Origin of the sequence: Albimonas marina, assembly GCF_029223255.1 — a bacterium.
Taxonomy (GTDB): Bacteria; Pseudomonadota; Alphaproteobacteria; order Rhodobacterales; family Rhodobacteraceae; genus Albimonas.
The window spans coordinates 317,437-340,796 of the sequence record NZ_JARHUC010000001.1 but is presented as its reverse complement, the minus strand read 5'-3'; the positions used below and the strand labels follow the sequence as shown (position 1 = coordinate 340,796).

The following is a 23,360-nucleotide window of genomic DNA, read 5'->3' as shown; positions in this document are numbered from 1 at the left end:
CGCGCGGATCGCGCGGCGGGATGCTGGCGTCGGGGGCGGGGTCAGACCCCGTTCAGGGCCTCCTCTATGCGGGCGCGGGCGGCCTCGGAGGCCTCGATCAGGCGGCGGGCGGCGGCGAGCGAAGGGGGCTCCGCGACCTCCGGCGGGCTCAGGAACAGGGCTTCCCGGGCGGCGGTCTCGACCGCGGGGTCGGGGGTCGCCTCGGCGGCCTGACCGGATCCCGCGGCGCCGTCGAGCGCGCGCGCGATGACGTCGCCGGGATCGGCCGGCGGCTCCCCCGCCATCCAAGCGGCGAGCAGGCGGCGCGGGTCCTCTCCCGGAAGGCGCGCGGCGTCGGACCAGATCGCGGCCCGCCAGGCCAAGCGGGCCCGCTCGATCGAACCTTCCGGGAGCGTCGCGGCGACCTCGGCGAAGGCCTCCGCGTCGCGGCCCAGCGCCAGGAGCGCCCGCGCGCGAAGGCGGGAGGCGTCGTCGCCCGCCAGCCCGTCCAGGCGCTTGAGCGCATCCAGCGGCAGGTCCAGCGCGACCTCTGCGGCGGCGGCCGCGAGACGCGCCTCGGCCCCTCCACGCTGGAGCGCCGGCGCCAGGAGGTCGATCCCGACGTTGGCGAGCCCGATGCCGGTCATCTCCCGCGCCACGCGGATGCGGGCGGGGTCGAAGACCTCCGGGTCGCGGATCAGGTCGCGGTGGCGCATGATCGCCGCGGCATAGGCGTATTCGCCCACGTCCGCGGCGCGGGCGCGTTCGAGGATCGCGCGCAGCGCCGCCTCGAGATCGTCCGCCCGGGCGCCGCCGGCGAAGAGCTCGGTCTCGATCACCTCCAGCGCCTCGCCCAGCTGGTCGCGGCCGGCGCGCCCCAGGATCTCGGCCACCAGCAGGCGACGGCCGAGCTCGGTCCCCTGATGTTCGAAGGCCTTGAGCGCGATATCCTCGACCAGGTCCTGGGGGAGGGTGTCGCGGCGGCCGAGCAGACTGTCGGCCAGCGCCAGCATCGCCTCCGCCGCCTCCGGTCCCTCGGTGCGGGAGACGTCGCGCAGCAGCGTCTCGCCACGCTCGACCTCCCCGCGCGCGAGCGCGAGGCGGCCCAGCGCCAGCCGCCAGGGGGCGCCGTGATCGCCGGGGGCCCGGTCGAGACGCAGCCGCGCGGCGTCCGCGAAGTCGAGCTCGCCCAGCGAGGTCAGTTCCTCGACGAGCGGCGGGCCGACGCGACGGCGCAGGCGGACCGGCAGCTCCGCGAAGGCGTCGAGCACCGACTCGCGCCAGGCCGGGTCTTGAAGGGCGGCGGCGTCGGGCGTCATGCCGGCGGCGAGCCGCCACATGCCGGCGCGGCCCGGGCAGTCCGCCCCCTGGGCCAGCGGCCCGTCGGCCGCGGGCGGCTCGTCGTCCATGAGGTGGGCGAGATCGCGCAGCAGGGCGGCCTCCCGCACCTCGGGCACGAACTCGGCGAGAGTCTGGCGGGCCTCCGCGCCGAACCCGTAGCCGACCTGGAGCCAGGCGAGATCCAGCGCCGCGCGGGGATCGGGGCGGTCGAACTCCTTCATCAGGGTCATGCGCAGCTCGCCCATGCGGTCGTAGAATTCGGCGGAGCGGCGCCACGGCTCGGGGTCCAGCAAGGCGTCGTCCGGGCAGGTCAGGGCGCGACGCGGGATCGGCTTGCGGTCGCGATCCCAGACCGTGCGTGCGTCGAGCTGCACCTCGGGGTCGGGCCCGGGAGGCGTGGCGGCGGTCTGCGCCTGATCCTCGGCCGCGTGCGGCGCGTCTGCGCCGGCGCCGGGCGCATGGGGATCGCGCGCGGCATGCGGATCGGGCGCGGCCGGGTCAGCAGACGCGTGGCCGTCGTCGCGGGCCTCGCGCGGGTCGTCGGGGCCGCCGGGATCGCGGAACTGCACCAGGCCCTGGTCGGCGGCGCGGGCGAGCTGTTCGAGCAACCGGCGCTGCGCTTCGGAGATGGCGACGGCCTCGGACGACGCCGACTCTTGCGGCGTGGGGGATTCGGCGGCGGGCGGCGTCGCCGCGGACTCCACGGCCTGCGGTTGCCCGGTCGGGCCGTTCGACGCAGGCGTCAGCACGCTGCCGGAGGTGGCGGGCGGCGGTTCCGGGCGGTGGATGGCGAGCGCGTCCATCGCCGACGAGGCGTGCGCGCCGCCCCCGCCGCCGCCGGATGCAGGCGTGGAGGAACCGCCGTCTTCGCCCTGCTGCGGGTTCGGCTGACCGTCGGGGGCGCCGGCGTCGATCTGCTGCACCTGAGCGGCCTCGGTCTCCTCGGGTTGGGCGCGGATGTCCATGACCAGCATGCCGGGACGAAATTCATAGGCCTCCGCCACGCAGGCGCAGGACATCGACAGGATCAGCCGGGTGCCGTCCCGGCCCCGCTCGCTCCGGGCGCTGGTGACGCGGGAGACGCGGCGCTGGGGGAAGATCTGCTCGGTCTCGAACAGCAGCTCCCGGTCGGGGAAGAGGACCGTGACCAGGCGGCCGTTGCGCTCCACCGACCATTCCGCCAGCTGGGGCACGTCGAGCGCGATGCGGCTGAACTCGGCATGTTCTCCGGCGCGCAGACGGATCTGCTGCTGAGCGGACGCGAGCGTCGGCAGCGCGATCAGCGCCGCGACGAGCCAGATCAGCAGGCGGCCTGGCGTCGCGACGTGGATCGGGCGGGCCGTCGGCCCGCCGTCGGTCCCCGCGATCTCGTCCTTGCTTGGCATCATGCGGCCTTCGCCTCGCGCAGGGCTTCGGAGAGGTCGGAGAAGCTGGGCCGCAGGCTGCGCGGCGTGTTCTGCCGGCCGACCTCGACGCAGATGTCGGGAGAGTGGTTGTGCAGGGCGGCCACCAGAACCTCCCGGATCAGGAGGTAGAAGGTGTGGTCCTCCTCGATCACGCCCTTCACCCGGGCGGCGAAGGGGCCGACGAAGCCGTAGGCGAGGAACACGCCCAGGAAGGTGCCGACCAGCGCGCCGCCGATCATGCCGCCCAGGACCGAGGGCGGCTGGTCGATGGCCGCCATCGTCTTGATCACGCCCAGCACCGCCGCGACGATGCCCAGCGCCGGCAGGCCGTCGGCCATGTTCTGCAGCGCATGCGAGGAGTGCAGGGCGATGTGCTTGCGGTTCTCGAGCTGCTTCTCGAGCACCTCCTCGACCTGGTGGGGATCGTCGTAGTTCATCGAGCTGGCGCGCAGCGTGTCGCAGATCAGGTCAACCGCGCCGGCGTCCGACTGGATCTTGGGGTAGCGGGAGAACACCGCCGATTCCTGCGGGTTCTCGACATGCCCCTCGAGGTCCATGGGATTCGCGCGGCCGATGCGGATCAGCTCGAACAAGAGGCACAGCAGGTCGCGGTAGTCCTGCGGCTTCCACTTGGCGCCCTTGAAGACCTTCCCGACGTCGGCCAGCGCGTGCTTGACCGTGTGCAGGTCGTTCGACAGCAGGAAGGCGCCCACGGCCGCGCCGCCGATCATCATCATTTCGAACGGCAGGGAATGCAGGATGATCCCCATCTTGCCGCCAGCGGCTACGTAGCCGCCGAAGACCATGGCGAAGGTGACTGCAATTCCGACGAATCCGAACATTCCGCTTCCCCGTTCCTCACGCTTCGGACGAAAGCCCCGCTCGGGACCCGTCCGACCCGGGGCGGAAGGTGCGCCGGCGAGGTTAAGAAAGCGCTGAAACCGGGGGAGAGAGGCCAAACGCGCCGGAGGCGAAAACCGACAATCCGAGGCAACACAAGGCGCGGCGCGCTGGCGGGCGGGCGTGCGCCGACGGCGTTCTGGAGAACCGTTCCCCGTACTGCGGCGAAGCGAGAAATCTCTCTGAGGCCAGACCATTGAGGGCCGCCTCCACGGGACCGCGGCGACCACACCGCGCGATACGCGGCGCCGCGCGCGGGAACGAGCCGCCGGACGCGCCCCGACCGCTCGAGGCCGCCGCGACGGGTCACTCGCGCGGGGCGCGGGCGTTGCGGCCGGCGATGACGGCGGAGATGGCGTAGGCCCGCTCGGCGCTCATCCCCCCCATGATCTTCGCGGCGGTGTCCTTGCGCATCCGCGCCAGGAACCCGGCGGCGAAGGTCACGTCCATCGATTCGAAGATCCGGGCGGCGTTCTTCGGGTTCATGTTCTCGTAGACGGCGGTCAGGCGCTCGATGTCCTGCTCGGCGGCCTCGTCGGCGACGGCGAGGGTGGCGGCCAGACGCTCCTCGGCGGTGCGCAGGGCCTCGAGCTGCTCCTTGTACTTGGCCTCGGCGACCTGGAGCAGGCGCTCGCGATCCGCGATCTCGGCCGCGCGGGCGTCGAGCTGGTCCTCGCGCTGCTTCAACGCCGCCAGCAGGCCCGAGGGATCGGAGTCGGAGCATTCCGCGGCCGCCCGGGTCGTCGTCTCGGCGCCGGCGAGCGTGACCGCGGCCTCCTTCGCCAGGGCCCCTTCGGGGTCGACGAGGCGCAGACCGGCGGAGCCGACGAAGCAGATCGCCAGCAACAGGAGCGCGCCCGGCGCCCGCCCGGCGACGCGCCCGCGGGAGGCTGGCGCGGAAGACGCGGATGCGCTGCGCGGAGGCCGGGCGGCGGGCCGGGCGAGCGCGGCGGCGCCCTTCGCCGGTCCGGCGGCGCCGCCGGCGCCGGGAACGAGCCGCCGGAGAATCGGGCCGAGGTCGATCATTCGCCGCTCTCCCTCGCCAGGGCCTGGATCGCGGCGCGCAGGCTGGCGGCGCCGTCGGCGGCGTCGCCCAGGCCTCTGCCCCGCGCGGGGCGCGCGGACGGGGCCGTGCGCTCGATCCGCTCGGCCGGCTCGCTGTCGTCGTCCGGGTCGGGATCGGCCGGGTCGACCTCGATGCGGAACAGGCGGCGCGTGGGCGGCGAGGCAGGGGGCTCGTCCTCGGGTTCGCCGGCGTCGTCGGAGCGGTCCGGGTCGAGATCGTCGTCGTCGGGGAGCTCGGCCGGCGCCAGGTGCGCCTCTGCGTCGGGGGCCTCGGCCCGCGCGGCGATCGCGTCGGCCTCCTCGTCGGGATCCGCGTTCCGCGCCGCGGCCGCGCCGCCCACGACCTGGGGGCGCGGCCGGGGGGAGAAGGCGGCGGCCTGACGCGCCTCCCGGCGCACGGCGACGTTGGCGGGGATCGCGCCGCCGTCCTTGTCGTGGATCGCGGCCAGCAGCAGCTCCAGCCGGCCGGCGGCCATCTCGGCGCGCGCGGTGCGTTCGGCCAGGGTCCGGGTCGATTCGCCGGCCGCGGCCTTGGCGGCGCGCAGGGCCACGCGCAGCTCCTCGGTCTGGGCGGCCATGGCGGCGACCGCCTGGCCCACGCCCCCGTCGAGCCGGCGCAGGCTGCGGATCCGCCCGGCCAGGACATGGCAGTAGATCGCCGCGGTCAGCGCGGCCGCGATCAGCAGTCCGTCCGCGATCAGGCCCATCCGCTTCTCCTTCCGGTTCGTCGCGCCGCGCGAGGCGGCGGGAGGTTGCGCCCGGCCCCGGTCATTGCAGCACGAATTCGGTGATCAGCAGGTCGCGCACGGCATCCTCGCCGGCGACGATGCGGATCCGGCGCAGCAGGTGCGCGCGCATCCGGGTCATCGCGGCCGGACGCTCGACATCCGCCTCGTCCAGCGCCTGCATGTACGAGTTGATCACGTCCTTCACCCGCGGCATCAGCTTGGCCACCTCCTCCTCCCGGCCCGGCTCGATCTCGAGCGTGGCGGATAGGCGCAGGTGGCGGCTGCGCGCCGAGGGGCCGAGCGTGACCATCATCTGCGGGATCTCGACGAAGGCGACCGCGACCGAGTCGCCGGCATGTTCGGGCGGCTCCTCATGCGCCTCCTCGGCCGCGTCGCCGCCGCCGAAGGGCAGGTTCAGCATGCCCGAGAAGGTCGCGAAGAAGCCGCCCCCGCCCAGCAGCAGCATGGCGAGCAGCCCGATCAGCAGCCCCTTCTTGCCCTTCTTCCGGGGCGGGGCGTCATCGACGTCGACGTCGGCGGCTTCGGCCATCGTTCGATCCCGTTTCCAGCGCCGGGCGGCGCGGCCGGGCGCGCCGGCGCGGCGCCGGGTCGTTGCACGTTCTGCGGTCGGCCGTCCCCGGGGGACCGGAGCGGCGCGAGCCATGAGGTAACCCTCAGGGGCTAACCGAATCTTAAGTGCGGGATTGGCATTGGAGGCGGGCGGCCCAGAACGGTCCGCCCCTCGCCTGTGAACCGGCGCGGGCACCTGCCGAGAGGATCAGCGTGGACCGCTTGTCGTCCCTGTGGAACGGGCTGGACGCCCGGCGCCGGACCGTGGCGCTTCTCGCCGCCGCCGCGGCGATGCTGGCCGTCTGGGGCCTGGCGCGGATGGCGGCCGAGCCGTCGCTCAGCCTGCTCTACGCCGGGCTCGACCCCGCCGCGGCCGGGGAGGTCATCGCGGCGCTCGAGGCGCGCGGCGTGCCTTACGAGGCGCGGGGCGATTCGATCTGGGCGCCCGAGGGCCAGCGCGACGCCCTGCGCATGGCGCTGGCGGCCGACGGGCTGCCCCAGGCGGGCGCGCAGGGCTACGAGCTGCTGGACGGGCTGTCGGGCTTCGGCACGACCGCGCAGATGTTCGACGCCGCCTACTGGCGCGCGAAGGAGGGGGAGCTGGCGCGCACCATCCTCGCCCTGCCCTCGGTGCGCCAGGCGCGCGTGCATATCGCCAACCCCCCGCGGCGACCGTTCGAGGAGGCGCCCAAGCCCTCGGCCTCGGTCTCCGTGTCGGTGGGGACCGGCGCGCTGGGCGAGGCGCAGGCGAAGGCGATCCGGCACCTGATCTCCTCCGCCGTGCCCGGCCTGACCGCCGCCCATGTGACGGTGATCGACGCCGAGAACGGCGCCGTCCTGACCGAGGACGGCGGGCCCGATTCCCCCCAGGCGGTCGAGGATCGCGCCGCCCGCCTGAAGGCCAACGTCGAGCGTCTGCTGGAGGCCCGCGTGGGCCGCGGCGCCGCGGTCGTCGAAGTGATGGTCGACGCCGACATGAACTCCGAGACGGTGACCGAGCGCGTGCTCGACCCGCAGGGCCGCGTCGCCATCCACACCGACACGCAGGAGACCTCGGAGCAGTCGCAGGGCGGCGAGGCGGGGGGCGTCACCGTCGCCTCGAACCTGCCCGACGGCGGCCAGCAGGGGGCCGGCGGCGCCTCCTCCAACTCCAACGAAACGCGCGAGCGGGTGAACTACGAGGTCTCGGAAGTGCTGCGCGAGCGCATCCGTCGCCCCGGCGAGGTCCGCAAGATCTCGGTCGCGGTGCTGGTCGACGGCGTGCGCACCGTCAACGACGCGGGCGAGGTCGAGTGGGCCCCCCGCCCCGAGGCCGAGCTTCAGGCGCTGCGGGAGCTGGTCGAATCCGCGGTCGGCTTCGACCCCGCGCGCGGCGACGTGGTCACCCTGCGCACGCTGGAATTCACCGCCCCCGCGGACCTGGGAACCTCGGCCACCGCCTCGGGCGCGGCGGCTTTCCTGGCCGCCAACGCGATGACGCTGATCCAGCTGGGCGCGCTGAGCCTGGTGGCGCTGCTGCTGGGCCTGTTCGTGCTGCGCCCGATGATGACCCGCCGGATCGAGGACGCGCAGACGCTGGAGCTCGACGCCCTGCCCGACGGGACCTCGGCGGACGCCCAGGCCGCGGCGGCGCTGGCGCTGGCCGGCGAGGTGATCGATCCGGGCCAGATCGCCGCTGACCGGCTGCGCGCCCTGCGCGACCTCACCGGCGACCGGAAGGACGATGCGGCGGCGCTGCTGGGCCTGTGGCTCGAGCAGGGCGAAACGGTTCGTGAGACGGCGGCATGACCATGCTCACCTGGGAAAGCTTCGAGGACGACGAGAATACGCTGGTCAGCGCGCCCCCCGCGCGCAAGGCGGACGCGGGGCCGGCCGGCAAGGGCTCCGGCCGCAAGCCGGCGCCGGCGAAGGCCGCTCCGAAAGCCGCCGAAGCGCCGGAGCCCCCGACGCCCGCCCCCGAGCCGCCGGGCGAATCGATCGAGACGCTGCTCGCCCGCGCCCGCGGAGAGGGACGGGCGGCGGGGTTCGAGGAAGGCGTCGCCCATGCCGAGGCCCAGGGCCAGGCGGCGCTGCGCGTGATCCTCTCGGACCTCGCCGAACAGCTCGCCGACGCGCTCCACGCCCGCGTGGAGCGGGAGCAGGCCGTCGACCGCGCCGCGCGCGACCTGGCCGAGGCGTTGCTGGCGGGCGTCGCCCCCGCCTTCGCCCGCCAGGGCCTGGCGGCGGAAGTCGCCGCGGCGGTGAGCGAGGCGCTGCGCGCCAGCCGCGCCACCGCCGATCCCGCGCCCCTGCGGGTGCGCGTCGGACCGGCCCAGGTCAAGACCGTGCAGGCCGCGCTCGCCGAGGGCGGACTCGCCGCCGAGGTCGAGGGCGACCCGGAGCTCGGCGAGCTCTCCGCCCGCCTCGAATGGGCGGACGGCGAGGACCGCATCGACCTCGACTCCGCGCTGGCCGCGGCCCGCGCCGCGCTCGACCGCCACCTGCCCCCCCCGGAAAGGAGAGCCGCCCATGGCTGAGGATCTCGATGACGACGCCCAGGTTCCCGTCCGCGCCCCGGCGCCCGAGAGCGGCAAGGGCAAGCGCGGCTCGGCCGTGCTGGGCGTGCCGATCGAGGTGGTGATCTCGGTCGGCCGCGCCCGCCCGCTGGTCTCCGACCTGGTGAACCTGCGCCGCGATTCCGTGCTGCCCCTCGACAGCCGCATCGACGACCCGGTCGAGATCCTGATCGGCGACCGGCTGATCGCGCGCGGCGAACTGCAGGAGATGGACGACGACAGCGGCCGCCTGGCCGTCCGCCTGACCGAAGTCGCCGACCTGTCCCAAGGCGTCTGACCCCTTGGTCGCGGCGCTCGCGATAGACGGCTCCGGCCGGCGCCCCGGCGCGCGCCCGCGCGGAGGCGCGGCGCACGGGCATGCGCCCCGCGCAGGGCGCGCGACGACCGGCGTCTGCCTCGTCGCGCTGGTCCTCGCCGTGCTGCTGGCGCCGGCCGCCGCCGTCGCGCAGGAGCTGACGCTGGACCTCGGCGGGCAGGAGAGCCTGACCCTGCGCGCGATCCAGCTGTTCGTGATCGTCACGCTGCTGAGCCTGGCGCCCGCGCTCGCCGTCACCGTCACCTGCTTTCCGTTCATGGTCACGGTGCTGTCGATCCTGCGCTCCGCCATCGGCCTTCAGCAGTCGCCGCCCAACATGCTGATCGTCAGCCTGGCGCTGTTCCTGAGCTGGTTCGTGATGGCCCCGGTCTTCGACGCCGCCTGGGCAGCAGGCGTGCGCCCGCTGCTCGACGACGAGATCGGGATCGAGGAGGCGGCGCCCCGCGTCCTCGCTCCGTTCCGCGAGTTCATGGCCGCCCGCGTCGACCCCGACGCGCTCGACGCGCTGGCCGCCGCCGTGCCCGCCGCGCCGCCCGTCGAACCGCCGCTGCCGGAGGAGACGGCGCCCGAGGCCGGAGCCGGAGCCGGCGAGGCGCCCGTCGCCGCGACGGCCGAAACCCGCCTGCTGATCCCCGCCTTCCTGCTGTCGGAGGTGCAGCGCGCCTTCGAGATCGGCTTCCTCGTCTACCTGCCGTTCCTGCTGATCGACCTGGTGGTGGCCTCGGTGCTGATGTCGATGGGCATGATGATGGTGCCGCCGGCGGTGGTCTCGCTGCCCTTCAAGCTCGCCTTCTTCGTCGCCGCCGACGGCTGGTCGCTGCTGGCCGGCGCCCTGGTGCGGGGCTACGCGACATGAGCCCGCCGGCCGACGCCCTCGTCCCCGTGCAGAACCAGCTGCCCGCCGCCGGCCAGCCCACCGGGCAGGCGCAGCCCAGCGCCCCGACCCAGCAGCTGACCCCGGCGCAGAAGGCCGCCATCGTCATCGTCGCGCTGGGGCCGGAGGCGGCGACCGAGGTGCTGCGCTCGCTCGGCGAGACCAACATCCGCCGCTTCGCCACCGCCGTCGCCAAGCTCAAGGGCGTCCCGCACGAGACGGTGGACGCGGTGGTGGCCGAGTTCCTGGGCGCGCTGGGCGACGAGCTGTCGGTGCGCGGCGGCATCGACGAGGCGCGCCGCTTCCTCGGACAGATCCTGGACGAGGATCAGCTTGCCCGGGTGCTGGAGGAGATCGACGCCCGCGCCACCCGCTCGATCTGGCTGCGCCTGGCCGACGCCTCGGACGCGGCGCTGTCGAACTGGCTCTCGGCCGAGCATCCGCAGGTCGCCTGCCTGGTGCTCGCGAAGCTGCGCGCCGACCAGGCCGCCCGCCTGCTGGAACGGTTCGAGCCCGCCTTCGCCCATGACGTGGTGCTGCGCATGGCCCGCGTGCCCACGCCCGACAACGCCGGGCTGGAGATCCTGAAATCCGCGATCGAGCACGATTTCGTCTCGGCGATCGAGCGCACGCAGGGCGCCGCCAAGCCGGCGGAGCTGATCGCGAGCCTGATGAACCACGTCTCCGCCTCAGCGCGGGAGACCTTCCTGGGCCAGATGGAGCAGGACGATCCCAAGCTCGCCCAGGAGGTGCAGCGGGTGATGTTCACCTTCGCCGACGTCGCCAGCCGCGTGAACCCGCGCGACGTCGCCAAGGTGATCCGCGGGGTGGACGAGCCGATCCTGATGGCCGCCCTCAAGCTCGCGCAGGCGCAGGAGAATCCGTCCGCCGAGTTCATCCTGGGCAACATCGCCAAGCGCCTGTCCGACCGCATGCGCGAGGACCTCGACGGCATGCCGGACGTCCGCCAGAAGGAGGGCGAGGCCGCGCAGGCCGAACTGGTCAACGCCATCCAGACCCTCGCGCGCCGGGGCGAGATCAAGCTGATCGAGATCGACCTGGGCGACGACTGATCCCACCTCCGGCGCCCCCCGCCGCCGAAAAGCCGGTCGCCGCGCCGGCGCGCCGGGGTGGGCGGGCGGGAGGCGCGCCGGCGCGGCGACCGGCAGGCGGGCGGACGGTTACGGCGCCGCTTGCGCGCCGCGCAGGGCCCGGGCGCCGCGGCCCCAAGCTGGGACTGCGGGCAGGAGTAGGGCTGACCGGCGGACCCCGCCGGGGCGCTGCGGCGACGCTCCGTCGCAGTTTCCGCGGCGGCGGCGCGGCAACGGCCCGCTGGCGCGAGGCCCGGCAGGCGCCATATGCGGACAAGAGCGCGACCGCGTCTCACCGCGGCCCGCCCCCAGCACCCGGACCGCGAGGCGCCGAATGTCGCATACCCGTCGCACCGTCCTCGGCTCCGCCGCCGCCCTCGGAACGCTCGCCGCCGCCGGCATCCCGCCGGCCCGCGCCCAGGGCGAGCGCGTCCCCTTCTCCTGGGAGCAGCTGGTCAGACGCGCCGAACGCGCGGCGGGCGAGGGCTGGCGCGCCCCCTACCGGCCGATGCCCGAGGTGACGGCGGCCATCGACTACCAGCGCTGGGGCGAGATCCGCTTCCGCACCGACCGCGCCCCCTTCCAGGAGGGCTACCCGGCGACCTTCTTCCACCTGGGCCAGTACTTCCAGAGCTCGGTGCGCATGCACACGGTCGCCGACGGGCTGGCGCAGGAATTCGTCTACGACCCGGGCCTGTTCGACATGCCCGCCGACAACCCCGCGCGGAAGCTGCCCGCCGACAGCGGCTTCGCGGGCTTCCGCTTCCAGGAATGGCACGGGGCCGAGGACTGGCCCAGCCAGGACTGGCTGGCGTTCCTCGGCGCCTCCTACCTGCGGGCCATCGGCGCCTCGGGCCAGTACGGGCTGTCTGCGCGCGGCGTGGCCATCGACCCGGCCCTGCCCGACCGGGCCGAGGAGTTCCCGGACTTCACCGAGTTCTGGATCGAGCAGGGCGAGGGGCCGGACGCGCCCTGCGTGGTGCATGCGCGGCTCGACGGGCCCTCGGTCTCGGGCGCCTATCGCTTCAAGGCCCTGCGCGGGATCGACCGCAGCCGCGGCGTGATCATCGAGGTGGACGCGAACCTGTTCCTGCGCCGCGACGTCGAGCGGCTGGGCCTGACGCCGCTGACCTCGATGTTCTGGTACGGCGAATACGGGCGCGAGCGGCCCTTCGACTGGCGCCCCGAGGTGCACGATTCCGACGGGCTGGCGCTGTGGACCTCCTCGGGGGAGCGGCTGTGGCGGCCGCTGAACAACCCCGCCTACACCCAGGTCTCGGCCTTCCTGGACGAGAACCCCCGCGGCTTCGGCCTGCTGCAGCGCGACCGCAGCTTCGACCACTACCGCGACGGCGTCTTCTACGACCGCCGCCCCAGCCTGTGGATCGAGCCGCTGACGCCGTTCGGGCGCGGCTCGGTGCAGCTGCTGGAGATCCCGACCAACGACGAGATCCACGACAACATCGGCGTGTTCTGGGTGCCCGAGGCGCCGGCGCGGGCGGGCAACGCCTATCGCCTGCGCTACCGGATGCACTGGCTGGACGGGGAGCCCTACCCGGCCGAGAACATCGCCCAGACCGTCGCCACCCGCTTCGGGCGCGGCGGCCAGCCCGGCCATGCGCGTCCCGAGGGGGTGTGGAAGGCGGCGGTCGAGTTCGACCGGCCCGAGGTGATGCGAAAGATCCCCTACGGCGTGATGCCCGAGGTGGTCGCCTCGACCTCCGCCGGGCGGATCGCGCGGACGATGGTCGAGCCGGTGCCCGGCGGCAACGTCTGGCGCGCCTTCTTCGACCTGGAGCTGGACGACCCCACGCAGACCGCGGAGCTGCGCCTCTACCTCGCCCTGAACGGCGAGCCGCTGACCGAAACCTGGACCTACCGCTTCGAGCGGGGGAGCCTGGTGCAGGGGATCTGAGGGCCGGCCGGCGGCGGGATCAGTCGTCCAGCCGCCGCGCCTCCTCGACCAGCAGGATCGGGATGCCGTCGCGGATCGGGTAGGCGAGCCGCGCCTGGCGGGAGATCAGCTCCTGCGCCTCGCGGTCGTAGTCCAGCGCGGACTGGGTGGCGGGGCAGACCAGCGCCTCGAGCATCCGCCGATCCACCGCCAGCCGTTGCGAGCCGCCGGCGGCCGGAACCGCGCCGGGCGTGGGCAGGGGCGTGACGTCGGCCCCCGGAGCGGGAGCGCGGCCGGCGCCGTCCGGATCCTCGTCGGCGCTCACCGCGGCAGGCTCATTGCAGGGTGGTCCCGTCCTCGCCGCCCGAGGCGATGGCGAACTGCATGAGGGCGGCCAGCGTCTCCCGCCGCGTGGCGAGGGTCGGCGCCTCCAGCAGGGCCTGCTTCTCCTCGACCTCGAAGGGGCAGAGCATGGAGAGCGAGTTGATCAGCATCTCCGCGTCCGCCTCGCGCAGCGTGTCCCAGTCGGAGCTGAGCTGCGCCACCGAGAAGAACTTGCCCAGGGTCTTGAGGAAGCGCTCGCGGTTGAAGCCGGGATCGTTCTCGGCCCCGCCCAGGTCGCGGCGGAAGTCGGTCCAGTCGGCGCGGACCTTGCGGTAGGGGTGGAACCCCTCGACCTCGCCGCGGTTGCGGAACCGGCAGACGCCGGCCAGCGTGATCAGGTAGCGCCCGTCCTCGGCCTCGGAGAAGGCGATGACCCGGCCGGCGCAGCCGATGGCGTGCAGGCGCGGCTCCTCGCCGTCGTCGGCCTCGAACGGCTGGATCATGCCGATCAGCCGGTGGTCCGAGCGCAGCACCTCGTCCATCATGGCGAGGTACCGCGGTTCGAAGATGTTCAGCGGCAACCGGCCGCGCGGAAGCAGCAGCGCCCCCGGAAGGGGGAACACCGGCACCGTCTCCGGAAGGTCGGCAAGGCTGAACCGTCTGCCCATATCCCCTCAGGCGAAGATCATCGAGGCGAGACGCCGCCGGCCCTTTCCGACCAGCGGATCCTTCGGCCCCAGGCTTTCGAACAGCTGGGTGAGCTGCGCCTTGGCGGCGCCCTCGTTCCACTCGCGGTCGCGGCGGAACAGCTCCAGCAGTTCGTTGATGGCGGCTTCGTGCTCGCGCGAGGCGATCAGCGCCTGCGCCAGCTCGAGCCGGGCTTCGTGGTCGTTGGGATCGGTCTCGAGCCGGGCGCGCAGCGCCGCGGTCTCGCCGGCCCCGGCGCCGCCCTCGGACATCCGCGCGAGCTCGAGCTGGGCGCGGGCGTGGGCGATGGCGGCGTCCTCGGTCTTGGCCGGGTGGACGCGGGTCAGCGCGGCCTCGGCCTCGTCCAGGCGGCCCAGCGCCACGAAGGCGCGGGCGAGCCCGCCGATGGCGGGCAGATTCTCAGGGTCTTCCTCGAGAATGGCGGCGAAGACCTGCACGGCGTCCTCCGCCTGGCCCTGCTCGAGCATCTCCTCGGCGGCGGCCACGGCGTCGGCGAGCGTCTCGCCCCCCGCCATGCCGATCAGCTTGTCGATGAAGGCCTTCAGCTCCGAGGGCGGCACCGCGCCCATGAAGCCGTCGACGGGCTGGCCGTCGACGAAGGCGTAGACCGTGGGGATCGACTGCACGCGCAGCTGGCCCGCGATCATCTGGTTCTCGTCCACGTTCACCTTCACCAGGCGAACCTTGCCGCCGGCGGCGGTCACCGCGGCCTCCAGCGCCGGCGTCAGCTGCCGGCAGGGCCCGCACCACGGGGCCCAGAAGTCGACGATGACCGGGACCTGACGCGACGCCTCGACGACGTCGGTCATGAAGGTCGCTTCGGTCACGTCCTTGATCAGGTCGCCCCCCGCGGGGGCCGCGGCCTGTCCCTGGCCCAGTTCCAGCATCGCTCGGGTCCCTCCGTCGCTCCGGCGGACGCCCCGCCGGATGTCGACCCCTAAGTAGAGGCCGCGCGCCCAGGCCGCAACCGAACGACGGCCCGGCGCAGCAGCGATCTCGACCGGCAAGGTGGGGCCCGATGCGCGGAGGGCAAGGCCGGATTGCGCGCTGATCGCGACGGCTTGAGCGGATCGCGACGTTAAGGTTTCGCCCGGACGCGGGCGTCGCGCCTCCGCCGCCGGGCCGCAAGAAAGGGTTTCAGATGAAACAGATCGCTTTCCGCTATGCCACGCCTCTGATCACGGGTCTTTTCGTCGTGTCGCTGGTTTCGGGCCTGGCCTTGTACTTCGGCGTCGCCCGTCCGGCCTTCCACGAGATGCACGAGATACTGAGCCTGGTGCTGATCGCGCCCTTCGCGCTGCACCTGTGGCGCAACTGGCGCCAGTTCGGCGCGTACTTCCGCAAGACCCCGATGGCGGTGGCGCTGGCCCTGTCCCTCGTGGCCGCGGCGGCCTTCGCCTGGCCCTCGCTGACCGGGGCCGGCCCGGCCGGGCGCGGCGGCCCGCCGCAGGTCGCGGTGGCGCAGATGATGAGCGCGCAGCCCCTGTCGGCGGTGGCGCCCGCGCTGGGCCTCGCCCCGCAGGAGGCGGCGGCGCGGCTGCAGGCCGCGGGCTTCGCGCCGACGCAGGACGCCTCGATCGCCGAGATGGCGCAGGCGGCGGGCCGGTCGACCAACGCGGCGCTGGCGGCGCTGGCCGGGCGCTGAGGGCGCGCGGCCGGGGGCCTCAGCCCTCGGCCGCGGCGCGGGCCTGCGCCTCGAGCGCGTCGAAATCGACGTCGACGGGGGCGTGGCCCGTTGCCTCGAAGAAGCGGCGCAGGTCGGCGGTGGCGATGGCCACCGTCGCCTCGTTGTGCAGCGGATGCACGTTCAGCACCTCGGCCGCCATCATCTGGCTGTCGAGGGCGAGCCGCAGCTCCCGCCCCACGTCGTTGATCAGGCCCAGCGAGGTCACCGCCCCCGGCCGCACCCCCAGCAGGCGGCCCATGTCGTCGGGAGAGCCGAAGCTGAAGCGCTTGGCGCCCAGCGTCTTGGCCAGGTCTGGGATGCGGATGGCGCGGTCCTCCTCGCACACCGCCAGCCAGAAGCCGCCCTTCTTCTCCTTCAGGAACAGGTTCTTGCAGTGGGCGCCGGGCATCGCGCCGCGCAGCTCCCGGCTTTCCTCGACGGTGCGCAGGGGCGGGTGGGCGTGGCGGACGTAACCGATGCCGAGCGCGTCCAGCCGGGCGAGCAGCGCGGCCTCGGCGGCGAACGGGTCGGCGACGGCGTCGCAGGGCAGGGCGGTCATGGGCGGCTCCGGCGCGGCGGAAGGAATGAGGCGCGAGGGTCGCCTGCGTTCAAGCGCGCCGGGCGGCGGGGGTCAAGCCGCGGCCTGACGTTCAGGTCCGCACTTGGGTCCGGCGCGGGACCGGCCTAGGGTGACCCCGACGCATCAGGACGCCGAAGGAGACCTCCATGTCCGAGCCTGCCGAGACCGATCACTGGCGCCTGAACGGCATCCGCATCGTGAAGGCAGGGGAGCTGGACGCGAACACCGCGCAGACCCCCGGCATGAACCGCGCCGCGGCGATCACCCACGCCACGGCGGGGGCGCAGAAGATCTGGGCGGGCACCGTCTCGATCCACCCCGACGCCAAGACCGGCGCGCATCACCACGGCCACCTCGAGTCGGTGATCTACGTGGTCCGCGGGCGGGCGCGGATGCGCTGGGGCGACAAGCTGCAGTACGTGGCCGAGGCCGAGGCGGGCGACTTCATCTACGTCCCCCCCTACGTGCCGCACCAGGAGATCAACGCCGCCGACGACCAGAGCCTGGAGTGCGTGCTGGTGCGCTCGGACCAGGAGCCGGTGGTGGTGAACCTCGACATCGACCCGGTCGAGAACCCCGAGCCGGTGCGCTGGATCGACCCCAACCACCCGGCGTGAGCCTGCGGACATGAAAGCGGCCGCCGGGGGGCGTCCCCGGCGGCCGTTTCTTTTGCGGCCGGCCTGGCGCGGGAGGCCCCGGATCAGGTCCGGGGCGCCTCTGGCCCTCAGCGGCGGGCCATCTTCGACAGGCGCGGCAGCATGGCGGAGAAGTCGAGGCCCTTGCCGTCCTCGCCCACGAACGCCTCGTAGAGCTCCATCGCGCGCGAGCCCATCGGGGTGGGCGCGCCGACCGAATCCGCGGCCTGCTGGGAGAGCTTGAGGTCCTTGAGCATCAACTCGGCCGCGAAGCCGGGCTTGTAGTCGTTGTCGGCCGGGCTCTGCGGACCCACGCCCGGGGCGGGGCAGTAGGCGTTCATCGACCAGCAGTAGCCCGAGGAGGTCGAGACCACGTCGAACACCGACTGGCGCGACAGGCCCAGCTTGTCGGCGAGGTTGAACGCCTCGCACACGCCGATCATCGAGATGCCGAGGATCATGTTGTTGCAGATCTTCGCGGCCTGGCCGGCGCCGCCCTCGCCGCAGTGCACGGCCTTCTGGCCCATGATGTCGAAGAGCGGCTTCGCCGCCTCGAACGAGGCCTCGGAGCCGCCGGCCATGAAGGTCAGCGTGCCGGCGGCCGCGCCGCCGATGCCGCCGGAGACCGGGGCGTCGACCGACAGGAGGCCCGCCTCGGCGGCGAGGTCGTGGGCGGCGCGGGCGCTGTCCACGTCGACGGTCGAGCAGTCGATGAAGACGGCCCCCTTGCGCATGGCCGGGATCACCTCGGCCGCGACGGTGCGCAGGATGTCGCCGTTGGGCAGCATGGTGATGACGGCGTCCTTGCCGGCGGCGGCCTCGGCCCCCGAGGCGGCGGTCGCCACGCCCTCGGCCGTGGCGCCGGCCACGTCGAAGCCCGTCACCTCATGACCCGCCTTGGCGAGGTTGGCGGCCATGGGGGCGCCCATGTTGCCCAGCCCGATGAAACCGATCTTCATGTCGTCTCCTCCCGTGTCGTGCGTCGCGGTCCGGTCAGCCGGCCGTGAAGGGGGCCTGGGTGAAGGGCGCGCGCGCCTCCCACCCGGCCCGGTAATGCTCCAGCGCCGGGCGGGCGTCGGCGTCGAACACCCCCGGCCATTTCTCGATCAGGTAGGTGGAGGCGCAGACGGCGGCGAGATCGGCGCGGTCCGGCTCCCCCGAGGTCGAGCGGCGGTCCGCCCAGCGCTCCAGCCAGTCGAGGCCGGAGTTCATCTGCTTCTCCAGCCGCAGGATCTGCTCGCGGTCCTGGAGCTGCGCGGGCCTGCGGTTCTCGGCCGACCGCGCCACCGCCTTGTCGGCGAGGCCGATGGCCAGGCCCTCGGCCTCCAGCATCGCGAAGCGGGCGGCGGCGCCCTCGGGCGTCAGCTTCGGGCCGCCGAGGCCCGAGGCCGGATCCTCGATCCACTCGATGATCGCGCGGCTGTCGGACAGGATCCGCCCGTCGTCGAGCTGCAGCACCGGGGCCCGGCCCAGCGGGTTGGCGCGCATCACCGCCTCGAAGTCGCCGAAGACCGACAGCGCGGCGCGGTCGAAGGCGACCCCGTGGACATGCAGCGCCAGCGCCACCCGCCGGGCGAAGGGGGAATCGTAGAGCCCCGTGAGGATCATGCGATCAGGCCTTCTTTCCGTGCGGCCACTCGTTCTCGCCGAGCGACGACAGCATGAACATCGCCCGGTCCGGCCACACGTCCTCCAGCCGGGGCGAGGCCCACTGGGGGTTGCGGTCCTTGTCGACGATCTGGGCGCGCACGCCCTCGTTCAGCTCCCCGAACTCCTGGGAGCGGTAGGTGAAGCGGTATTCCTCGGCCAGCGCCTCCTCGATCGTGTCCATCTCGCGGGCGTTGCGCACCGCGATCAGGGTCGAGCCGACCGAGAGCGGGCAGGCCCGCAGGATCGCCTTCGCCGCCGCCTGGGCCCAGTCCTCGGAGGAGGCCTGGAGGTCCTCGACGATGGCCATGGGGGTGGAGTTGTCGAAGATCTCGTCCACGCCGGACTGGATCGAGGCGAGGAAGGGCGCGACCTCGGGCGCCTCGGCCGACATCGGGTCCTTCTTGAACTGGCCGATGACCAGGACGTCGCCGGTCTTGCACAGCTCGGCCTTCAGGGCGGCGTGGTCGGCGGAGGGCACGAAAAAGTCGGCGAAGCCCGCGAAGATCGCGTCCGCCACCCCGATGCGGGTGCCGGTCAGGCCCAGGAACTCGCCGGTGCGGCCGGGGGCGCGCGACAGGATGAAGGTGCCGCCGACGTCGGGCAGCAGGCCGATCCCCGTCTCGGGCATCGCCAGCAGCGTCTTCTCGGAGAAGCAGCGATGCGAGCAGTTCGAGGCGATGCCCACGCCGCCGCCCATCACGATGCCGTCCACGAAGGACACGACCGGCTTGGGATAGTTCCGCAGCAGGGCGTTCATGCGGTACTCGTCCGACCAGAAGCCGCGCGAGTAGGCGAAATCGCCCTGGCTGCCGTGATCCCACATCTTGCGGATGTCGCCGCCGGCGCCGAAGGCGCGGCCCTCGCAGGCGTCGATCACCACCAGGTCGATGGCGGGGTCGTTCTTCCACTCGTTCAGAGCGGCCTCCAGCGCCAGCGACATGTCCCAGCTCAGCGCGTTCAGCGCCTTGGGACGGTTCATGGTGATGCGGCCGGCGCGGCCTTCGGTGGTCACGATCAAATCGGTCATGTCGTCTCCCTTCGCTCCTGCGTCCCGGTGCGGCGTCAGCCGCGCTCGGCCAGCAGGGCGCGCGCCGTGATCAGGCGCATGATCTCGTTGGTGCCCTCGAGGATCTGGTGCACGCGCAGGTCGCGCACGATCTTCTCGATCCCGTAGTCGGCCAGGTAGCCGTAGCCGCCGTGCAGCTGCAGCGACTGGTTGGCGACCTCGAAGGCGGTGTCGGTCACGAAGCGCTTGGCCATGGCGCAGAACTTGGTGGCGTCGGGCGCGCCCTGGTCGAGCTTCCAGGCGGCCTGGCGCAGGAAGGTGCGCGCGGCCTGAAGCTCGATCTCCATGTCGGCGAGGCGGAACTGGAGGGCCTGGAACTGGTCGAGCGTCTGGCCGAAGGCCTTGCGCTCGCCCATGTAGTCGGCGGCCTTGGTCAGCGCGGCCTGGGCCCCGCCCAGCGCCGAGGCGGAGATGTTCAGACGCCCGCCGTCGAGGCCGTTCATGGCGTAGACGAAGCCGCGCCCCTCCTCGCCCAGCAGGTTCTTCGCAGGGACATGACAGCCGTCGAACTGGACCTGGGCGGTCGGCTGGGCCTTCCAGCCCATCTTCTTCTCCTGCGCGCCGAAGCTCAGCCCCTCGGCGCCGTCCTCGACCAGCAGGCAGGAGATGCCCTTGGGCCCCGCGTCCCCGGTCCGGCACATCACCAGGTAGACGTCCGAGAAGCCGCCGCCCGAGATGAAGGCCTTGTTGCCGGTCAGGGCGTAGCCCTCGTCGGTCTTCTCGGCCTTGGTCTTCAGCGAGGCGGCGTCGGAGCCGGAGCCCGGCTCGGTCAGGCAGTAGCTCGCCACCTTCTCGAAGCTGGCGAGTTGGGGGATCCACTCCGCGCGCATCTCGTCGGAGGCGAAGGTGTCGATCATCTTCGCGCACATGTTGTGGATCGAGATGAAGGCCGCGACCGAGGGGCAGGCCTGGGCCAGCGCCTCGAAGATCAGCGTGGCGTCGAGGCGCGAGAGCTCGGAGCCGCCGTGCTCCTCCGAGCAGTAGATCGCGCCGAGGCCGAGCGCGCCGACCTCGGTCAGCAGGTCGCGGGGGATCGTGCCGGCCTCTTCCCACTCGGCCGCATGGGGGGCGATGCGGTCCTGCCCGAAGGACAGGGCCATGTCGTAGAGCGCCTGGCTCTCCTCGCTGAGCGCGAAATCCATTGGTCCTCCTCCCGCCGGGCGGTTCCTTGCGGCCGGGGTCGCGGGGCGGCTAGGGTCCGCCGGATCGCAACGGGCGCAGGGGGCGCGGCATGTTCTCGTTTCTCGGCCGGCTCGAGACGCCGGTGAAATTCGCGCTGGTGGGCGCGCTGGGCGGCTTCCTGGCCAACCTTCTCATGATCCTGGCGGGCTTCCCGCCGCCCGAGCCGCTGGCCACCATCGTGGGCCTGGGCGTGGGCGGGTTCGTGGGCGGGCTGTTCCACCAGAGACGGAAGGGCGGCTGAGCCGCCCTTCCCCATCGCGTCGCGGGCGCGCCGCTCAGGCCATCGTCGGAATGACGAACTCGGCGCCTTCCTTGACGCCCGACGGCCAGCGCGAGGTGACCGTCTTGGTGCGGGTGTAGAAGCGGAACGCGTCCGGGCCGTGCTGGTTCAGGTCGCCGAACACCGACTTCTTCCAGCCGCCGAAGGTGTGGTAGGCGAGCGGCACCGGGATCGGCACGTTCACGCCGACCATGCCCACGTTGATGCGGTTCACGAAGTCCCGCGCCGCGTCGCCGTCGCGGGTGAACATCGCGACGCCGTTGCCGTACTCGTGGTCCATGGCGAGGCTCAGCGCCTCCTCGTAGGTCTTCGCGCGCACGGTCGAGAGGACCGGGCCGAAGATCTCCTCCTTGTAGATCGACATGTCCTTGGTGACGTTGTCGAACAGGCACGGACCCACGAAGAAGCCGTTCTCATAGCCCTGCATCTTGAAGCCGCGGCCGTCGACGACGAGGTTCGCGCCTTCCTTCACGCCCTGGTCCACCAGGCCGAGGATCTTGTCGCGGGCCGCCGCGGTCACCACCGGGCCGTAGTCCACGTCGTCGCCGGCGGTGTAGGGGCCGACCTTGAGCGCCTCGATCTTGGGGATCAGCTTCTCGATCAGCAGGTCGGCGGTCTTGTCGCCCACCGGCACCGCGACCGAGATCGCCATGCAGCGCTCGCCCGCCGCGCCGTAGCCCGCGCCCACCAGCGCGTCGGCGGCCTGGTCGAGGTCCGCGTCGGGCATGATGATCATGTGGTTCTTGGCGCCGCCGAAGCACTGCACGCGCTTTCCGGCGGCGGTGCCGCGCGAATAGACGTAATGCGCGATGGCGGTGGAGCCGACGAAGCCCACGGCGCCGATGTCCTCATGGTCGAGGATCGCGTCCACCGCGACCTTGTCGCCGTTGATCACCTGCAGGATGCCGTCGGGCAGACCCGCCTCCTTCATCAGCTCGGCGAGCATGAGGGGGACGGAGGGGTCGCGCTCGGACGGCTTCAGGATGAAAGCGTTGCCGGCCGCGATCGCCGGGCAGAACTTCCACATCGGGATCATGGCGGGGAAGTTGAACGGGGTGATGCCCGCCGCGACGCCCACCGGCTGGCGCATCGAGTAGATGTCGATGCCCGGGCCCGCGCCGTCGGTGAACTCGCCCTTCAGCAGGTGCGGCGCGCCGATGCAGAACTCGGCCACTTCCAGGCCTCGGATCACGTCGCCCTTCGCGTCGGGGAAGGTCTTGCCATGCTCGCGCGACAGGGCCTCGGCCAGCTTGTCCATGTCCCGGTGCAGCAGCTGCACGAAGGCCATCAGCACGCGGGCGCGGCGCTGCGGATTGACCGCGGCCCAGGCGGGCTGGGCGGCCTTGGCGGACTGCACCGCGGCGTCGATCTCCTCGACGGTGGCCAGCGGCGTCTTGGCCTGAACCTCGCCGGTGGCGGGGTTGTAGACGTCGGCGAAGCGGCCGGAGGTTCCCTTGACGTGCTTGCCGTCGATCCAGTGGGTGAGCTCGGTGACCATGCGTGTATCCTCCCGCGCCTGGTTGGCGTTCCCGGCCTGCGCGGCCGGTCGTCTCGATAGTCGGGCGCCACCCTCCACGAATTTTCGCGGCAAGCAATGGGAGAATCTCCACTTTGGATGTGCATTCCTGCACAATGCCGGAATGAACTGGGATGACATGCGCTTTTTCCTGCAGGTGGCCCGCACCGGGCGCCTGACCGAGGCCGCCCGCGCGCTGGGGGTGGACCACGCCACCGTCTCGCGCCGGGTGGGGGCGCTTGAGCGGGCGCTGTCGGCGCGACTGTTCGACCGCTCCCCCCGCGGCTACGCGCTGACCGAGGCGGGGCGCGCCCTGCTGCCGACGGCCGAAGCGATGGAGAGCGCCTCGATGCTCGCCGCCGCCGAGGTGGGGGGGCGGCAGGACGAGCTTTCGGGCGCCGTGCGCATCGGCATGCCGGAAGGGGCGGCGAGCCATCTCGCCCCCCAGGCGGCGGCGGACCTGGTCGAGACCTATCCGCGGCTCGAGATCCAGATCGTCGCCCTGCCGCGGACCTTCTCGCTCAGCCAGCGCGAGGCGGACTTCGCCATCGTCGTCACGCCCCCCGCCGCGGGCCGGCTGCGGATCCGCAAGATCGCGGACTATCCCTTGCAGCTCTACGGCGCGGCGAGCCTGCTGGGCGACCGCCCCCCCCGCTCGGCCGAGGAGCTGAAGCGCTGGCGGCTGGTGGGCTACGTGCCCGACCTGATCTTCGACAAGGGCCTCGACTACCTGACCGAGATCCCGGGCGCGCCGACGCCGCGGGTCGCCTCGACCTCGCTGCTGGTGCAGCTCGAGATGGTGGCGGCGGGCGCAGGGCTGGGGATGCTGCCCGAGTTCATGGCCCGCCGGCGCCCGGGCCTGGTCCCGGTGCTGCCCGAGCTGACGCGGATCACCCGCGCCTACTGGCTGGTGATGCACCAGGACACCGCCGATCTCGCCCGCATCCGCCGGGTCGCGCGGGCCTTCGCCGACGCGATGCGCGCACGGCTCTAGCCGGCGCGCCCGGTCTTGCCTCCCGCCCTACCGCCGTGGT

At 73.0% G+C, this 23,360-nt stretch carries 24 protein-coding genes; 10 read left to right on the top strand and 14 right to left on the bottom strand.

The window, feature by feature from the left end; all coding sequences use genetic code 11:
• Nucleotides 1-41 precede the first annotated feature (41 nt).
• From P2H44_RS01530 to P2H44_RS01510, 5 genes are all read right to left on the bottom strand, one after another.
• Complete coding sequence (locus P2H44_RS01530; RefSeq protein WP_275761651.1) at nucleotides 42-2,708, bottom strand: hypothetical protein; 2,667 nt, start codon at nucleotides 2,706-2,708, stop codon at nucleotides 42-44.
• Complete coding sequence (gene motA / locus P2H44_RS01525) at nucleotides 2,705-3,568, bottom strand: flagellar motor stator protein MotA (protein ID WP_275761650.1); 864 nt, start codon at nucleotides 3,566-3,568, stop codon at nucleotides 2,705-2,707. The genes P2H44_RS01530 and motA overlap by 4 nt, the downstream gene beginning before the upstream one ends.
• A gap of 364 nt (nucleotides 3,569-3,932) precedes the next feature.
• Nucleotides 3,933-4,472 (bottom strand): MotE family protein, encoded by a 540-nt coding sequence (locus tag P2H44_RS01520; protein WP_275761649.1) that lies wholly within the window; start codon nucleotides 4,470-4,472, stop codon nucleotides 3,933-3,935.
• A gap of 176 nt (nucleotides 4,473-4,648) precedes the next feature.
• Nucleotides 4,649-5,398, bottom strand: coding sequence for a hypothetical protein (locus P2H44_RS01515; RefSeq protein ID WP_275761648.1), 750 nt, complete (start codon nucleotides 5,396-5,398; stop codon nucleotides 4,649-4,651).
• Between the two features lie 61 nt (nucleotides 5,399-5,459).
• Nucleotides 5,460-5,969 carry a flagellar basal body-associated FliL family protein gene (locus tag P2H44_RS01510; protein ID WP_275761647.1) on the bottom strand — a complete coding sequence of 170 codons (510 nt, stop codon included), beginning with the start codon at nucleotides 5,967-5,969 and terminating at the stop codon, nucleotides 5,460-5,462.
• Between the two features lie 233 nt (nucleotides 5,970-6,202).
• Between P2H44_RS01510 and fliF the strand changes: the two genes are divergently transcribed.
• The 6 genes from fliF (at nucleotide 6,203) to P2H44_RS01480 (ending at nucleotide 12,740) form a co-directional block, all read left to right on the top strand.
• Nucleotides 6,203-7,777 (top strand): flagellar basal-body MS-ring/collar protein FliF, encoded by a 1,575-nt coding sequence (fliF, locus tag P2H44_RS01505; protein WP_275761646.1) that lies wholly within the window; start codon nucleotides 6,203-6,205, stop codon nucleotides 7,775-7,777.
• Complete coding sequence (locus P2H44_RS01500; protein WP_275761645.1) at nucleotides 7,774-8,505, top strand: FliH/SctL family protein; 732 nt, start codon at nucleotides 7,774-7,776, stop codon at nucleotides 8,503-8,505. The genes fliF and P2H44_RS01500 overlap by 4 nt, the downstream gene beginning before the upstream one ends.
• The gene (locus P2H44_RS01495; protein ID WP_275761644.1) at nucleotides 8,498-8,821 is read left to right on the top strand and encodes a FliM/FliN family flagellar motor switch protein; all 324 of its coding nucleotides are present in this window, start codon (nucleotides 8,498-8,500) and stop codon (nucleotides 8,819-8,821) included. The genes P2H44_RS01500 and P2H44_RS01495 overlap by 8 nt, the downstream gene beginning before the upstream one ends.
• A 139-nt stretch (nucleotides 8,822-8,960) precedes the next feature.
• A complete protein-coding gene (locus P2H44_RS01490; protein ID WP_275761643.1) occupies nucleotides 8,961-9,716 on the top strand; it encodes a flagellar type III secretion system pore protein FliP in 756 nt (251 codons plus the stop codon).
• Nucleotides 9,713-10,807 (top strand): flagellar motor switch protein FliG, encoded by a 1,095-nt coding sequence (locus tag P2H44_RS01485; RefSeq protein WP_275761642.1) that lies wholly within the window; start codon nucleotides 9,713-9,715, stop codon nucleotides 10,805-10,807. Before P2H44_RS01490 ends, P2H44_RS01485 begins: the two co-directional genes overlap by 4 nt.
• A gap of 352 nt (nucleotides 10,808-11,159) precedes the next feature.
• Entirely contained in the window at nucleotides 11,160-12,740 is a 1,581-nt protein-coding gene (locus P2H44_RS01480; RefSeq protein ID WP_275761641.1) for an OpgD/OpgG family glucan biosynthesis protein, read from the top strand.
• Between the two features lie 19 nt (nucleotides 12,741-12,759).
• On the opposite strand, the gene P2H44_RS01475 is transcribed toward P2H44_RS01480, so the two are convergent.
• The 3 genes from P2H44_RS01475 to trxA all read right to left on the bottom strand — a co-directional run bounded on the left by P2H44_RS01475 (nucleotide 12,760) and on the right by trxA (nucleotide 14,638).
• On the bottom strand, nucleotides 12,760-12,915 hold the full coding sequence (locus P2H44_RS01475) for a Trm112 family protein (RefSeq protein WP_275762086.1): 156 nt from the start codon (nucleotides 12,913-12,915) through the stop codon (nucleotides 12,760-12,762).
• 139 nt (nucleotides 12,916-13,054) lie between these two features.
• Complete coding sequence (locus P2H44_RS01470) at nucleotides 13,055-13,711, bottom strand: LON peptidase substrate-binding domain-containing protein (RefSeq protein ID WP_275761640.1); 657 nt, start codon at nucleotides 13,709-13,711, stop codon at nucleotides 13,055-13,057.
• A gap of 6 nt (nucleotides 13,712-13,717) precedes the next feature.
• On the bottom strand, nucleotides 13,718-14,638 hold the full coding sequence (gene trxA / locus P2H44_RS01465) for a thioredoxin (protein ID WP_275761639.1): 921 nt from the start codon (nucleotides 14,636-14,638) through the stop codon (nucleotides 13,718-13,720).
• A gap of 254 nt (nucleotides 14,639-14,892) precedes the next feature.
• On the opposite strand from trxA, the gene P2H44_RS01460 reads away from it, so the two are divergent.
• A complete protein-coding gene (locus P2H44_RS01460; protein ID WP_275761638.1) occupies nucleotides 14,893-15,396 on the top strand; it encodes a DUF4405 domain-containing protein in 504 nt (167 codons plus the stop codon).
• A 19-nt stretch (nucleotides 15,397-15,415) separates the two neighbouring features.
• Here the strand turns inward: P2H44_RS01460 and P2H44_RS01455 are convergent, their stop codons facing one another.
• A complete protein-coding gene (locus P2H44_RS01455; protein WP_275761637.1) occupies nucleotides 15,416-15,976 on the bottom strand; it encodes a prolyl-tRNA synthetase associated domain-containing protein in 561 nt (186 codons plus the stop codon).
• Nucleotides 15,977-16,143: 167 nt separating this feature from the next.
• Here P2H44_RS01455 and P2H44_RS01450 point away from each other — a divergent pair, with 167 nt between their 5' ends.
• The gene (locus P2H44_RS01450; protein WP_275761636.1) at nucleotides 16,144-16,614 is read left to right on the top strand and encodes a cupin domain-containing protein; all 471 of its coding nucleotides are present in this window, start codon (nucleotides 16,144-16,146) and stop codon (nucleotides 16,612-16,614) included.
• 107 nt (nucleotides 16,615-16,721) lie between these two features.
• Here the strand turns inward: P2H44_RS01450 and mmsB are convergent, their stop codons facing one another.
• Genes mmsB through P2H44_RS01430 form a run of 4 tightly spaced genes read right to left on the bottom strand, consistent with a single transcriptional unit; the run spans nucleotide 16,722 to nucleotide 20,490 of the window.
• A complete protein-coding gene (mmsB, locus tag P2H44_RS01445; protein WP_275761635.1) occupies nucleotides 16,722-17,591 on the bottom strand; it encodes a 3-hydroxyisobutyrate dehydrogenase in 870 nt (289 codons plus the stop codon).
• 34 nt (nucleotides 17,592-17,625) lie between these two features.
• Nucleotides 17,626-18,240, bottom strand: coding sequence for a glutathione S-transferase N-terminal domain-containing protein (locus P2H44_RS01440; RefSeq protein ID WP_275761634.1), 615 nt, complete (start codon nucleotides 18,238-18,240; stop codon nucleotides 17,626-17,628).
• 4 nt (nucleotides 18,241-18,244) lie between these two features.
• Nucleotides 18,245-19,309 (bottom strand): enoyl-CoA hydratase/isomerase family protein, encoded by a 1,065-nt coding sequence (locus P2H44_RS01435; protein WP_275761633.1) that lies wholly within the window; start codon nucleotides 19,307-19,309, stop codon nucleotides 18,245-18,247.
• 35 nt (nucleotides 19,310-19,344) lie between these two features.
• The gene (locus P2H44_RS01430; protein ID WP_275761632.1) at nucleotides 19,345-20,490 is read right to left on the bottom strand and encodes an acyl-CoA dehydrogenase family protein; all 1,146 of its coding nucleotides are present in this window, start codon (nucleotides 20,488-20,490) and stop codon (nucleotides 19,345-19,347) included.
• Between the two features lie 89 nt (nucleotides 20,491-20,579).
• Between P2H44_RS01430 and P2H44_RS01425 the strand changes: the two genes are divergently transcribed.
• Nucleotides 20,580-20,771, top strand: coding sequence for a hypothetical protein (locus tag P2H44_RS01425; RefSeq protein WP_275761631.1), 192 nt, complete (start codon nucleotides 20,580-20,582; stop codon nucleotides 20,769-20,771).
• A gap of 34 nt (nucleotides 20,772-20,805) precedes the next feature.
• On the opposite strand, the gene P2H44_RS01420 is transcribed toward P2H44_RS01425, so the two are convergent.
• Complete coding sequence (locus P2H44_RS01420) at nucleotides 20,806-22,308, bottom strand: CoA-acylating methylmalonate-semialdehyde dehydrogenase (protein ID WP_275761630.1); 1,503 nt, start codon at nucleotides 22,306-22,308, stop codon at nucleotides 20,806-20,808.
• Nucleotides 22,309-22,450: 142 nt separating this feature from the next.
• On the opposite strand from P2H44_RS01420, the gene P2H44_RS01415 reads away from it, so the two are divergent.
• On the top strand, nucleotides 22,451-23,320 hold the full coding sequence (locus tag P2H44_RS01415) for a LysR family transcriptional regulator (protein ID WP_275761629.1): 870 nt from the start codon (nucleotides 22,451-22,453) through the stop codon (nucleotides 23,318-23,320).
• The last annotated feature ends 40 nt before the right edge of the window (nucleotides 23,321-23,360 follow it).